This window comes from Anaerobiospirillum sp. NML120448, from assembly GCF_023050945.1.
Lineage (GTDB): Bacteria > Pseudomonadota > Gammaproteobacteria > Enterobacterales > Succinivibrionaceae > Anaerobiospirillum.
This window is the reverse complement of sequence record NZ_JALKIM010000044.1, coordinates 15,733-29,218: the sequence shown is the minus strand read 5'-3', so window position 1 is coordinate 29,218 and position 13,486 is coordinate 15,733. Positions and strand designations below refer to the sequence as shown.

The 13,486-nt window shown below is 38.0% G+C and carries 9 protein-coding genes; 2 read left to right on the top strand and 7 right to left on the bottom strand.

Annotated elements, in window-relative coordinates:
• Nucleotides 1-176 precede the first annotated feature (176 nt).
• Nucleotides 177-707 (bottom strand): CinA family protein, encoded by a 531-nt coding sequence (locus MXE38_RS08285; protein WP_246913871.1) that lies wholly within the window; start codon nucleotides 705-707, stop codon nucleotides 177-179.
• 433 nt (nucleotides 708-1,140) lie between these two features.
• Between MXE38_RS08285 and mutS the strand changes: the two genes are divergently transcribed.
• A complete protein-coding gene (gene mutS, locus MXE38_RS08280) occupies nucleotides 1,141-3,978 on the top strand; it encodes a DNA mismatch repair protein MutS (RefSeq protein ID WP_246913869.1) in 2,838 nt (945 codons plus the stop codon).
• Nucleotides 3,979-4,052: 74 nt separating this feature from the next.
• Here mutS and MXE38_RS08275 read toward each other — a convergent pair whose 3' ends face one another.
• The 6 genes from MXE38_RS08275 to MXE38_RS08250 all read right to left on the bottom strand — a co-directional run bounded on the left by MXE38_RS08275 (nucleotide 4,053) and on the right by MXE38_RS08250 (nucleotide 10,985).
• Entirely contained in the window at nucleotides 4,053-5,600 is a 1,548-nt protein-coding gene (locus MXE38_RS08275) for a peptidoglycan DD-metalloendopeptidase family protein (RefSeq protein ID WP_246913867.1), read from the bottom strand.
• A gap of 387 nt (nucleotides 5,601-5,987) precedes the next feature.
• The gene (locus MXE38_RS08270; protein ID WP_246913865.1) at nucleotides 5,988-6,617 is read right to left on the bottom strand and encodes a DedA family protein; all 630 of its coding nucleotides are present in this window, start codon (nucleotides 6,615-6,617) and stop codon (nucleotides 5,988-5,990) included.
• Nucleotides 6,618-7,038: 421 nt separating this feature from the next.
• Nucleotides 7,039-7,515, bottom strand: a complete 477-nt coding sequence (ispF, locus tag MXE38_RS08265; protein ID WP_246913863.1) for a 2-C-methyl-D-erythritol 2,4-cyclodiphosphate synthase — start codon at nucleotides 7,513-7,515, stop codon at nucleotides 7,039-7,041.
• Nucleotides 7,516-7,527: 12 nt separating this feature from the next.
• Nucleotides 7,528-8,688, bottom strand: a complete 1,161-nt coding sequence (gene ispD / locus MXE38_RS08260) for a 2-C-methyl-D-erythritol 4-phosphate cytidylyltransferase (RefSeq protein ID WP_246913861.1) — start codon at nucleotides 8,686-8,688, stop codon at nucleotides 7,528-7,530.
• Nucleotides 8,689-8,821: 133 nt separating this feature from the next.
• Nucleotides 8,822-9,121 (bottom strand): septum formation initiator family protein, encoded by a 300-nt coding sequence (locus MXE38_RS08255; RefSeq protein WP_246913859.1) that lies wholly within the window; start codon nucleotides 9,119-9,121, stop codon nucleotides 8,822-8,824.
• Between the two features lie 217 nt (nucleotides 9,122-9,338).
• Nucleotides 9,339-10,985 carry a CTP synthase gene (locus tag MXE38_RS08250; protein ID WP_246913857.1) on the bottom strand — a complete coding sequence of 549 codons (1,647 nt, stop codon included), beginning with the start codon at nucleotides 10,983-10,985 and terminating at the stop codon, nucleotides 9,339-9,341.
• Between the two features lie 466 nt (nucleotides 10,986-11,451).
• Here MXE38_RS08250 and MXE38_RS08245 point away from each other — a divergent pair, with 466 nt between their 5' ends.
• Nucleotides 11,452-13,470: an acyltransferase family protein gene (locus MXE38_RS08245; protein WP_246913855.1), complete on the top strand. Its 2,019-nt coding sequence runs from the start codon at nucleotides 11,452-11,454 to the stop codon at nucleotides 13,468-13,470.
• Nucleotides 13,471-13,486: the final 16 nt, after the last annotated feature.

Genomic DNA, 13,486 nt, shown 5'->3' with positions numbered 1-13,486 from the left:
ACTAATATATGAAGCATATCATCATATAGCGAATAATATATATTCTTACATAGCGGAAAATTTTATTTATCCAATAAAGTAATTATTCGTAACTGAAAATTGTTTTCGTTAATCTTTTTTGCAAATAATCAAGATAGCATATCTTAAGATATTAATTTAGGAGCCAAGTCCTATAACTAACAATCATTTAGAACAAAGCTATCATAATCTTTGAGTTCTTGTTGAGCACTTAATAATAATAGTCCTTGCAATGCACACTTGGCTGTCTGAGCTCTTACCTCACTTCTATTGCCAGCAAAATGATGGCACTTTACTAAAGCATAATTCCAAGAGCGGTGTTTAAAAGCAATACAAACAGTACCCACTGGTTTTTCTTTACTACCACCTGTAGGGCCTGCAATTCCCGTTACCGCTACTGCAAAATCAGCATGAGAATTATTAAGAGCACCACTTACCATATAAGAGGCAGTTTGATTACTTACAGCTCCATATTGCTCTAATATATGAGCAGGAACTTGTAATAACTCTTGTTTGGCTTCATTAGTATAAGTTACAAAACCACGATCAAACCAAGCTGAGGATCCTGAAATAGAGGTTATGGCAGCACTAATTAGACCACCTGTACAAGACTCGGCTGTAGCAAATACATTATGGTTAAGCGCATGATCTTGAGCAAATTGCTCTGCAATTAACTCTAGCTCTTCCATAAACATCTCCTATTTCTTATTAAAAAATTGCACAAGGCTGGATAACTTTTTCTGCCCCATAATCATGGAGCGGTAAAAGTTTGTTTCTTTTTAGTAGTAATTCTACATTCTAACAACAGAGTTTAAAGAGCAAGCTTCTAGTATCTAAGCCAAACTCTTATCTAAGCTAACCAACATGTTAGTAAACTACTCTTTTCTTATGATTAAGATAGCGTCCCTTATTGGCTTATAATTTTTTTCATAAGGTGAGGCTATTAGTTCAAAGAAATCCTTAGGAGAGATCGTCTTGAACCAGCTATGAGGTGCATATCCACCTGCTAACCATAAGGGACTGGTTAATTTGCTTTAATAAGTTAATTATCATAGCATTACTGCCCAAATTTAAGCCCAACTTGCAAATATCTTGCTCATTACAACTTTAAGGCCTTTTTTTATGACTGATGGAATCGACGTTGAGCAGTTGACGCCAATGATGCGCCAATATTTTGAGATTAAAAAGAACTATCCTGACACTTTAGTTTTCTATCGTTTAGGAGACTTCTATGAGCTCTTTTATGATGATGCCAAGATAGTATCAAATTTACTGGATCTTACCTTAACCAGAAGAGGCAACCAAGGCGGCCAAGCTGTGCCTATGGCGGGCGTTCCATATCACTCAAGTGAGACTTATATTTCTCGCTTAATTAAAATGGGCCGCTCGGTAGTCATCTGTGAGCAGGTTGGTGATAAAACCAAAGGTGCCATGATGACCCGCAAAGTCAGTCGCATTATTACCCCTGGCACAGTTACCGATGAGGGCCTTATCCCTGAGCGCCAAGATAATCTTATTGCTTGTATTTATGAGCATAAAGATACTTTTGCTTTAGCTACTTTAAATATGAGCACAGGCCGTTTTGCAGCAACCCAAGTAGGTTCCATGGCAGCTCTGGCTATGCTCCTTTCCAAAACCAATCCTGCTGAGCTTTTGTATCCTGAGCGCTTCCAATATTACAAAGACATTCAAAGCATTATTTGTCGTAAAGCTCTGCCTCTTTGGGACTTTAACTACGAATCAGCCTATGCTCGTCTATGCGAACAATTTAAAGTAAAAAGCCTTAATAGCTTTGGTATTGCTGATTTAAAGTGTGCCATCAGTGCCGCTGGTGCCTTATTAAGCTATGTTAAAAGCACCCAAAATGTCGATTTAGAGCATGTTACTAACATTATTAATGACAACATTTCTAATGTAGTAATGCTCGATTTCAATGCCCAAAAGAATCTAGAGCTGATTGAGAGCCTCTCAGGCAACGAAAAGAGCTCCTTATTAGGTGTTTTAGATGAAACACAAACCCCAATGGGCACTAGATTACTTCGCAATATGATTATCAATCCATTGCGTAATAATAGCCAAATTAACTCACGCTTAGATTTAGTAGAGGCCTTATATCACAGTCCTAAAAGTGATGATTTGGCTAATGTGCTTAATGCCATGGGTGATTTAGAGCGTATTGTTGCCCGTATTGGCCTACGCTCTGCAAAGCCAAGAGATCTTTCTAAGCTGCGTGATGCTATTGAACTCTTACCAGCCTTTAAAGCTCTGCTAACTTTCCAAGATATCACTATTGCAAGCCCTGCTAACGCTAGCGATAGCGCTAGTGCCAGCGCCAGCGCAAATGCTAGTGATAGCGAAAGTGATGACTCTGATGCCCAGAGAGATCAAGACTCTAAGATAAAAGATAAGCAAGGGATAAACCTACTGGCTTATCAGTGTGAGTTATTACCAGAGCTTGATGAAGAGGGTGAACTGCTTAAAAAGGCTATTTGTGAGTTCCCTGCTCTATTAATTAGAGAAGGTGGAGTTATAGCCGAGGGCTATCATGAGGAGTTAGATGAGCTGCGTGACTTACAAAACGGCTCAGAAAACACCCTTATTGACATTGAAAATAGGGAAAAAGAACGTACTGGCATTAGCTCATTAAAAGTTCGCTTTAATAATGTTCATGGCTATTATATTGAGTTGTCACGTAATGCTGCCGATCAGGTTCCAGCAGAATATGTACGTCGCCAAACTTTAAAAAACTCTGAGCGTTATATTACCCCTGAGCTTAAAGTGTTAGAGGAAAAGACCTTATCAGCTAAGGCTCGTAGTTTACAACTTGAAAAAGAGCTGTTTGATGAAGTAATTGAAAAGCTCATATTGTCTTTACCAAAATTAAGCTCATTTGCTCATAATATTGCCCTTTTAGACGTAGCTCTCTCTTTATCTCAAGTAGCTAAAAAGCATCATTATGTACGTCCACAGCTAAGTTCAGACAATATTATTAAAATCGAATCAGGCCGCCATCCTGTAGTAGAGGCTATCAACGATAAACCATTTATTGTTAATAGCATTGAGCTTAATGACAAACAGTGCTTGGCTGTAATTTCAGGCCCTAATATGGGTGGTAAGTCAACCTTTATGCGCCAAACAGCCTTAATCGCAATTATGGCTCGCATGGGTTCATTTGTACCTGCAACAAGCGCCATTATTGGTGATATTGATCGTATCTTTACCCGTATTGGAGCCTCAGACGATCTGGCCTCAGGACGCTCTACCTTTATGGTTGAAATGGAGGAGACAGCTACTATCTTAAATAATGCTACTGCAAATAGCTTAGTGATTATGGACGAGGTAGGAAGAGGCACATCAGGTGCAGAAGGTGCAGCCATTGCTGAGGCCATAGTACAATATTTATCTAAGAATATTTGTCCTAAAACTATGTTTGCTACCCACTACACCGAAGTTACCACTTTAGTAGAGAACTATAGCAATGCCTTTAATTTGTGCTTTAATGCCAAAGAGTTTCAGGGCAAAATTGTCTTCTTATATAGTGCGCAAAAAGGCCGCCAATCAAGATCTTTTGGTATCGAGGTTGCCCAGCTAGCAGGTGTTCCTAGCAAAATTACCAAAAGTGCTATTGGTTTTTATCAAGCTCGCACCAAAGAACTTGCCTCAGGACATATTTTTACCAGTCCTCTCATTAATTTTGAGCAAGATACTAATCTTGAACAAAATAACGAGGAAGTTGCCTCAAATAATAATAATGAACTAAAGAGCGCTTTAGACAATATTAGTGCTTTAGAGGCTCAGCTTTTAGAAAGCCAAGCTCACAGTGCTCAGTTAGAGTATGAGCTTAAACAAAACAATGATCTAAAAGAGCATATTGCTAAGATTGATCTTAATAGTCTTACTCCACTTGAAGCTCTCAATGCTTTAAATGAGCTTAAGAAAATGATTAGCTCAAAGGATTGATAGGCATTAATTAAACAAAAAAGCTCTTGCTATCATTAACGATTAGCAAGAGCTTTTTTCTTACAAGTGCTTAACTATTTTGGTAAATAGCTAATTGGATTTACTGATTGACCGCGATAGCGGATCTCAAAGTGTAATCGAGGAGAGGTGGTATCAGTATTACCCATACGAGCAATATGCTGACCACGCTTAACCTTTTGACCTTCCTTAACCAGCATTACATCATTGTGAGCATAAGCTGATAAGTACTCATTGTTATGGTTGATAATAATCAGATTACCAAAACCACGTAATGCATTACCAGAGTACACTACCTGACCATCAGCAGCTGATAAAATGGCTTGACCTCTATTGCCAGCAATATCAATACCCTTATTTCCTTGCTCAGCAGTAGAGAATTGCTCAATTACCTTGCCACTAGTTGGCCAAGACCAGGTAACTCCAGCTACCTTACGGGTCTTAGAGTTAACAATTGGTGTCTGAGCGTTAGCAGGCACTTTTTGAGCAACTTGCTGATTCTGACTTGCAGCAGGTTTGCTAGTGCTGGTGCTAGTATTGGTATTAGCACTTGGCTTTTGAGTTGGGGTAGTAGCAATTTGAGATTGCTGACCAGCTACAGGTATTTCAATATTATTCTTAGATGGCTTAGCTTGACCTTCAACATTTTCTCTGGAGAGCAAAATTCTTTGACCAACAGTGAGATTATATGGAGGCTCTAAATTATTTACACCAGCCAAGAAAGATACCGACTGACCATTCTTACGGGCAATTGAGTATAAAGTATCACCCTTTTGTACCACATAGCTTGGAGCGATTTGAGATCTTAAACTCAAGGTTAAGACCTGACCTAAAGCTAAGTTATATGGTGGCTCTATCTTATTAATCTTAGCTAAAGCATGGTAATCAAGACCGTAGCGGAAGGCGATAGAGTAAAGAGTATCACCCTTAACAACCACATAGCGATCTGGTAGGGCAATAGCTTTTACAGCTCCCACGTTAGCTGCTTTGGTAGCAGCATTAGCGTTATTAGCATTATTTTCCATAGAGCGCTGTAAAGCTTGAGAGTTGGACTCGTCCTTATTAGCCTCAGCACTATCAACTAACAACCAATTACCTGATGAGGTTGAGGTTGTTGCTTGTGCTAATAAAGCACCATCACTACCACTAGCAGCGCTACCTAAATTTGCTTGAGCCTGAACATCTTGGGTAACTTCTGGAAGAGGGCCATCAGGTACACCGCCAATTAAAGAGCCAGACATATTACCTTCATAGTCAGGTAAAGCATTACCTGTATAGGTGACAATGTCGTTACCATGCTCATAATCAACTGTTTCAGTAACTTCTATATACCCTTGATTGCCCATATTTGGAGCTGGCGCTGGAATAGGAACTGGAGCAGATGCTGGAGCATCCACCACTGTTTGGCTAGGCAAGCTCTCTCTTACAGGCACTTCAGAGACAACAGGAGCTGTCTGATGAATAGTATTATTAACAGTTTGACGGGCATTATTAATAGTAGATTGACCTTTAGTAACATCTACTACACGGCCAGATTGGCTATAGTTCTGATTAGATGTCTCACAGCCTACGACTAAAGACACTAATACAGACAATAAAGTCATACTAATCATTGGTTTTATCATGTTTGCGTTACCTAAAACTCAATTTATTGGCTCAACTTAGGTTAGTTTAAAGCCAAATAATTGGTAAAGCACAGCATTCTCTAAAAATTGGAACTTAGCAGTTGCTTAATCAAAAACTTATTAAACTAATTGATCTTATTATCCAATAATGTTTGCTCTCATATATCAGCATGATATGGACTAAAGCTGACCTAATCAGGACAACCAAAACATTAGCTTGTCAGTTTCATTAGTCAATTATTGTAGCAAACTTTAACGATAAAGCCTGAAACTATAAGAACAAGTCTTAGGTAGTGATAGATGAATCTAAAAAAATAAGATCTTGCTCTAGTGTTAATACTACCTAGGCTTGGCACAGTCCAAGTCTTAAACCATTACCTTATAGCCAATATAGGCCACAATTAAGATCACACAGGCCCAACCAATGTAATCAATATAACGGCGAATAGCATGCTCCATACGCTCACCACCATACATAATTACACCAGCTTCTAAGAAGAATCTTAAACCACGTCCTACTAGTGAAACGAGTACGAAGTTAATAATGGTTAACATGCCTGTACTTCCTGTATTAGCCAGGCTTTCAGCTGCTACCACTCCAGTAGTAACTGCAATAACTTTGTAAGGAATAGGCGTAAAAGCACCAATGAAAATCATTAAAATGCCATATTCCATCACAAACCAATTACGAACAGTCTCCATAGACTGAGTGTAATTTAACCAGGTAATAAGATCAGCTATATAAGGATCGTAGATAAAATAGCCTAAATAATAACCACAAACAGCACCTAATACAGAGGTGATAACAGTAATAGCAGCATAATATAAAGAGCGCTTTGGTTGAGCTAGACACATTGGAGCAAGCATTACATCAGGCGGAATTGGCCAAAAAATAGACTCAATAAAACTATTAATGCCTAAAAATAAAGGGGCCTTAGGATGTTTTGCCAGCTTAATACAAATTTCATATAAGCTCGAAAAAATATTAAGTTTCACAGTATCTACCTGCTTAAATCTAACCAATAGCCATGCAGCGCCCGAGCGACTACAAATTAATGTGCTCGCACATTGTAAAGGAAAATAGTTAGCTCTTACTGAGGTAATCAAACTTTATTACTAACCCCATAAATAGCCACTGATAATGGATAGCCTTATGAGACAGTAAATCTATCCCCATAGGGGCACAGCATCAGCAGCAGCGTTGGCATTGGCATTGGCATTGGCATCGGCATTGGCATCGGCTTGGCTGCGGCCTTAGCCTTAGAAGCTTCAAGAAGCTCTCATACCAAAGCTTATTAGTGTTAATAAAAAGGCAGGTCTAACTTACAAGTAAGAGGAGGGGATCATGGCCATCAGAGCGTGAAATATGATGACTGGGGGGATCGGGCAATGAAACTAATCATTGCCCTGTTTAAAATTAAGCTTTTGGTTTTAATAAGACTACAGCTTCACAGGCAATACCTTCTTTTCTGCCTACAAAACCTAATTTTTCTGTAGTGGTGGCTTTAACACTTACTGCATCTAATTCAAGATGTAAATCTTTAGCAATATTGGCTCTCATTTGTGGCTCATAAGGTAACATCTTTGGAGCTTGAGCCATAATAGTAATATCCAGATTACCTACTTGATAGCCCTTTTGTACCATGCGCTCATAAACATCACGCAGCAAGATACGGCTATCGATATTTTTATAACTGTTATCATTATCTGGATAAAGCTGGCCAATATCACCCAAGGCTAAAGCACCTAAAATAGCATCACATAGGGCATGTAACACCACGTCACCATCTGAATGAGCAATTAGACCTTGCTCATAAGGCACAGCTACGCCACCTAAAATACAAGGGCCCTCACCACCAAAACGGTGAACATCAAAACCATGACCAATTCTCATGGGCAAACCTCTTTAATTGTTAAAATTCCAGATGGCATTAGCCATTAACATATCGCTTTTATCTGTAAGCTTGAAATTTAAAGCACTGCCCTCAACCAATAAGACTTGTTCAGACAATAATTCTAAAGCTGAAGCTTCGTCAGTAATTGCTTGATGATTTTTAAGACCTTGGTTAATGGCTTCAATTAACTGTTGTGTTTTAAATAATTGCGGCGTTTGTGCTCTATACATATAGGAGCGATCTACAGTTTTTTCTATAGCATGCACGCTACTATTTTTATCACTACCTAAAGATTGCTTTAGAGTATCAGCTACTTTACAAGCAAGAATACCACCACAAAAACCTAAAGATAAGCCTTGAGCCACTTGCAGAATGAGACTTTCTAAGTCATGCATTAAAAATAGCGGACGAGCGGCATCATGAACTAAACAATACTTAGTATTAACAGCTTGCAAGCCATTAAGCACGCTATCTACTCGCTCTTTACCACCAAAGACAGTAGTAACCCCTTGTAAATCACCTAAGCAGGTATATTTAAAATAAGGATCCTGTTCACTAATAACCACTATGACACGACTAATATAAGGACAACAAAGCAACTTCATGACTGTTTGTTCTAATACAGTCTTATCCCCTAAAGTTAAATATTGTTTAGGTATATTAGCTCCCATTCGTGAGCCTACACCAGCTGCTACTACTACAGCATCAATGAGCCCAGATTCTATAAAACACTCATAAGGAGGTAGAGCATAAGATACATTAGAAGCTTTACTCAAGCTGTGGCTCTTATGGAGTTGAATGTTATCAATAGCAGTTTGATATAGCTGTAGTTCTTTAGCATAACTATTAATAACTAAAAGCTGCTCATCGTAATTGAGAGTTGTTCTAGCCTTATCTAATAAGTCATACTGCTGTTTAGCAGTATCCAGCTCATCACTATGCTCCCTATCTGATAGCGTAAATTGGGAGTTAGCAGCCATCTGATTTAAAGCTAATCTTAGTTTGATGTCTTGATTTAAGATGCGACTTTTAAAAGGCTCAATACTTCCTTCATTACAGAGACTTTTAAGGCTTTCAACAATATTAGGATGGTTCTTTTGTAGGCTCTCTACTGAACCTAAATTCTCAATAATTATATCTTTAACTAAAGCGCCATCATGCACACTACGCATTATGTAGGCGCAGCCTCCATGATTTTCTTGGTTTTTTACTTCTATAAACACAAACAACCTCACTTAGGCCAGGAACACAATTATTGATAAATTAAAGGCCAAACAAACTTGGCCTTTTTCAAAATGCTTAAAGCTAATTAAAATGAATAGACATAGAGCGTATCTTCTCTTCGGTTGCTAACACACGATAGAAGCGCTCATTAGGTTTGATTAAGCCTAACTCACTACGAGCTAGCTCCTCAACAGCAATCGAGCCTTGTTGCAAATCATTAATTTGATCTGCCACCTCTTGATTGCGCTTTTGCAGCACTAAAGCTGTTTCTTGAGCTTTTTCTAATTTTGCAGCTATAGTTTGATATTGCTTTACACCATTATGTCCAAAAATTAGATCATAGAGCAAAAAGCAACTAACTATAGCTAAAACAATAGCCATTATTTTCATCAATATCACGCAAGAATACTCTTGCCCAAGCACAGCACAGGCAAAAGAGCAATTGCGCCCTCTTAAAGACAAGTTAAAGAATAGCCACAACTAAATTAAGAATAATGTCCTGACAAATTAATTTTAGCTATTTTTCTAAATTTAGGAAATAAAAAAGCGTAGCCATCAGCGATAGCTACGCTTTTTTAGCACAATAAACTTTTAAAGCTTAGTGTTGCTCTTGATACTTCTTGGCTGCAGCAATGAAGCCACGGAATAATGGGTGACCATCACGAGGGTTAGAAGTAAACTCTGGATGGAATTGAACACCAACAAACCATGGGTGAGATGGGATCTCTACAATCTCAACTAACTTGTTATCAGTTGATAAGCCAGCTACTTGCATACCTGCATCAGTAAGCTTAGAAACTAACTTGTTGTTAACTTCATAGCGGTGACGATGACGCTCAACAATGTCATCCTTGCCATAAAGCTCACGTACCTTAGAACCAGCCTTTAAGTGACAGAGCTGACCACCTAAACGCATGGTGCCGCCTAAGTCAGACTTATCAGAGCGCACCTCAACATTACCATCCTCATCAATCCACTCGGTAATTAAACCTACTACAGGATAAGGAGTATTTGGATCAAACTCAGTTGAGTTGGCATTGTCTAAATGAGCTACATGACGGGCATACTCGATAATAGCAACCTGCATACCTAAGCAAATGCCTAAGTATGGAATATTGTTCTCACGAGCATAACGAGCAGCAATAATCTTACCCTCTACACCACGGCTACCGAAACCACCTGGAACTAAGATAGCATCGATACCCTGGAGTAACTCTTCGCCACGGGACTCTACATCTTCAGAATCAATGTACTTAATATTTACAGATAATTGATTCTTTAAGCCACCATGCTTTAAGGCCTCATTGATGGACTTATAAGCATCTGGAAGCTCAATATACTTGCCCACCATACCGATAGTAACTTCACCAACAGTATTAGCCTGTTCATAAAGTACGTGCTCCCAAGAGCTTAAATCAGCTTCTTGGCATTCGATATTAAAGCGATCAACAATTAATTGATCTAAATATTGGCTCTTTAATAAAGCAGGAATCTTGTAAATAGAGTCAACGTCTTTTAAGGAAATTACAGCACGCTCTTGAACATTACAGAACATAGCAATCTTATGACGCTCATGTGCAGGAATTACACGATCTGAACGACAAATTAAGATATCTGGCTGAATACCAATAGAAAGTAACTCTTTAACAGAGTGCTGGGTTGGCTTGGTCTTAACTTCACCTGAGGTCTCTAAATAAGGAACTAAGGTTAAGTGCATGAATAAGGCGTTCTCACGACCAATCTCTACAGCTAACTGACGAATGGCTTCTAAGAAAGGTAAAGACTCAATGTCACCTACAGTGCCGCCAATTTCAACAATAGCAATTTGGTTACCCTCAGCACCAGCTAAAATGCGCTCTTTAATGGCATTAGTAATGTGAGGAATTACTTGGATAGTGGCACCTAAATAATCACCACGACGCTCCTTACGGATCACATCAGAGTAGATACGACCAGTAGTGAAGTTGTTACGGTGAGACATTTTGGTACGAATAAAACGCTCGTAGTGACCTAAATCCAAATCAGTTTCTGCACCATCTTCGGTAACAAATACTTCACCATGCTGAATTGGGCTCATAGTGCCTGGGTCAACATTGATATAAGGATCTAGCTTCATCATAGTCACTTTAAGACCACGAGCTTCCAAAACTGCTGCTAAAGAGGCTGCAGCAATGCCCTTACCTAATGAAGAAACTACGCCGCCAGTAACAAAAATAAGCTTGGCAGAAGAAGGAGTAGCAGACATGAATCGCTCCACAGTAGATGCTAAATTTGACCCGTCATTATAGCATAATGACCCCGATAAAACGCACTTTTTAGCGTATCTTTAAGCTTTAGCCACACAAGGCTCTATAGCCTAAAAAACAAAACGCACCATAATCCTATGGTGCGTATTAAATTCTTTGTCCTTTCAAAGGACACGGCATTATACCTAAAAAAATCAACTTATGCCCATTTTATTCCATTCATTAGCCCAAATCATTTTCTAAATACCGCCGCAAATAGGTCAGTACATTGATCTCATTCGTGCCCAGCTTATTACATCAAATCATGAGCTTCACAAACTCCAAAGAAATACTCACAAACTAGGTACATAAAAGCTTTATAATAGGCATTTCTTATCTCATGCTCCATAGCAAGCCTATCTGGTTCATGAATGCTCAGATTAATTTTGCCACCACCAATCCAAACTTTAAGATTTAATACTATAAATGACCAATAAAGAGTTTAGAAAAGATATTGCTGGGCTAAGAGCAATAGCTGTATTTTTAGTTATTGCTTTTCACTTAGGAACTTTTGCGGCTATAGATCCAGAGCTCAAAACCTACCATGCTATCAGCTTTATTAATGAAAATGTTAGTGCTGGTTTTTTAGGCGTGGATGTGTTTTTTGTCATTTCTGGCTTTTTAATGACATCTATCATTTTTAATAAAGTTCTCAAAGATTCCCAAGAAGCACCTCACTCAAGATTCTCTACATTCCTACGTATTTGGGGATTTTGGAAAGCTCGTGCTAAAAGAATCTGTCCTGCACTTTTGGTGGCTATTGTTTTTGTTTTAATTATTGTCAGCCAGATCTTTGATCCTCAAAACTTAGAAAATTTTGCTAAAGAAGCTCGCTATGCTCTTACTTTCGTTAGCAACTTCCGCTATGCACGTGATGAGGGCTATTTTGAAACTTCTGCTTTAGATAAAACATTGCTTCATACTTGGTCTTTATCAGTAGAGTGGCAGTTCTACATTATTTACCCTGTTGTTCTAGCAATATTTAAAAAATTCTTTGGTATTCAAAAGACCAAAACTTTAGTACTAGTGTTAACCATTGCGGCAGCTGCCTACACTATGCTAGCCCCTATGAATAGCAAGTCCTATTACATGCTACATGTCAGAGCTTGGGAGTTACTCATAGGTGGTGTGGTTTTTTTATATCCATGCACTTTACAAAAAACAATCTTTAGAAAAGTCCTACAAATAATTGGCTTATTAGCTATTTTTTGTGCAGTAATCATTGCTGAGGAAAAACCTATTTGGTCTTTTAGCACTCCAGCATTAGCTGTTATTGGCTGCGCCTTAGTAATTTGGGCCAATTGTAAAAATATTCTTTTGGATAATCCTGTTAGCCAATATTTGGGTAATATCTCCTACTCTCTGTACATTTATCACTGGCCAATTTTAGTAATTTTGTCCATGATGATGATACTAACCCCATTTATAGCTATAGCAGCTACCTTTATTCTTTCAGCACTGTCTTACCATTTTATAGAAAAAAAACGTACCTACGGTTATAAGTTCTTAGTTTGTTTTGTGGCTGTATTTGCCTTAAATATGCAAATTAGCAGAAGTAATGGTTGGGAATGGCGAATAGATGATCAACTGTATGACAAAACTAAACATGTATTTTATATAAATGATCCTGGCCTGTCTGGTTATGAAACCCCAATTATTCACCCAAATGCGAATATTTGGCTTGTTGGTGATTCACATGCAGATCATTTCTATAAAACACTTAACCAAACTTTTGGCGATCAACTAAACCTATTTGCCTTGCATGGTACTTTATTTAATAACGAGCTTTTGGTATCCGCTAAAAATATAGGTCCAGCCATTGACGATAAAATTAATGAAATTCAAAATTTATATAGCACACTTCATAATCAGCAAGAGCAACAAGTAGTTATTTTATCGCACCGCTGGTCAGCTTATTTTCATTATTATAATAATAAAGATAATAATCACATGTGCTTTAATAATAATAAGCCTTGCTATCTTGATGCAGATAAACTGCCGTATGAAGAGGCTGTCTATCAAAATTTAGATAAACTTTTTTCTAAGTTAAACCATGTAAAATTTGTCATTATTGGCAGTCTATATCCTATTAATAAGATTCACTCCTATAAGGAGTTTTCTTTATTAAATACTCCTCTTTCTAGAATCTATAAGCAGTATTTTGAGCAAAATCGCATGGATACATATCTAAACCAGATGTCTTATCAAGATATCAACCTTGAGGATAATATCAAAATAGATAACAAGTTAGAGCTGCTAGCAAAAGAACATAGTAATGTTTACTACTATGATCTTAAATCTAGGTTATGTAACGAAAATCAATGCCGCACTCGTACTGATGAAGGCAATATATTAATATTTGATAGTAGTCATTTAACTAAGCATGGCTCTGACTATGTTTTAAGAGACTTTATAAAGCTCTTAAAAGAGGAACAAGTTTTATAAAAATAAAAGGCCTTAG

Bases quoted from the DNA above. Each gene is read 5' to 3' on its own strand.
- MXE38_RS08285 (WP_246913871.1), bottom strand. From the start codon at position 707: ATGGAAGAGCTAGAGTTAATTGCAGAGCAATTTGCTCAAGATCATGCG.
- ispF (WP_246913863.1), bottom strand. From the start codon at position 7,515: ATGAGAATTGGTCATGGTTTTGATGTTCACCGTTTTGGTGGTGAGGGC.
- MXE38_RS08275 (WP_246913867.1), bottom strand. From the start codon at position 5,600: ATGACTTTATTGTCTGTATTAGTGTCTTTAGTCGTAGGCTGTGAGACA.
- MXE38_RS08250 (WP_246913857.1), bottom strand. From the start codon at position 10,985: ATGTCTGCTACTCCTTCTTCTGCCAAGCTTATTTTTGTTACTGGCGGC.
- mutS (WP_246913869.1), top strand. From the start codon at position 1,141: ATGACTGATGGAATCGACGTTGAGCAGTTGACGCCAATGATGCGCCAA.
- ispD (WP_246913861.1), bottom strand. From the start codon at position 8,688: ATGCGTAGTGTGCATGATGGCGCTTTAGTTAAAGATATAATTATTGAG.
- MXE38_RS08245 (WP_246913855.1), top strand. From the start codon at position 11,452: ATGACCAATAAAGAGTTTAGAAAAGATATTGCTGGGCTAAGAGCAATA.
- MXE38_RS08255 (WP_246913859.1), bottom strand. From the start codon at position 9,121: ATGGCTATTGTTTTAGCTATAGTTAGTTGCTTTTTGCTCTATGATCTA.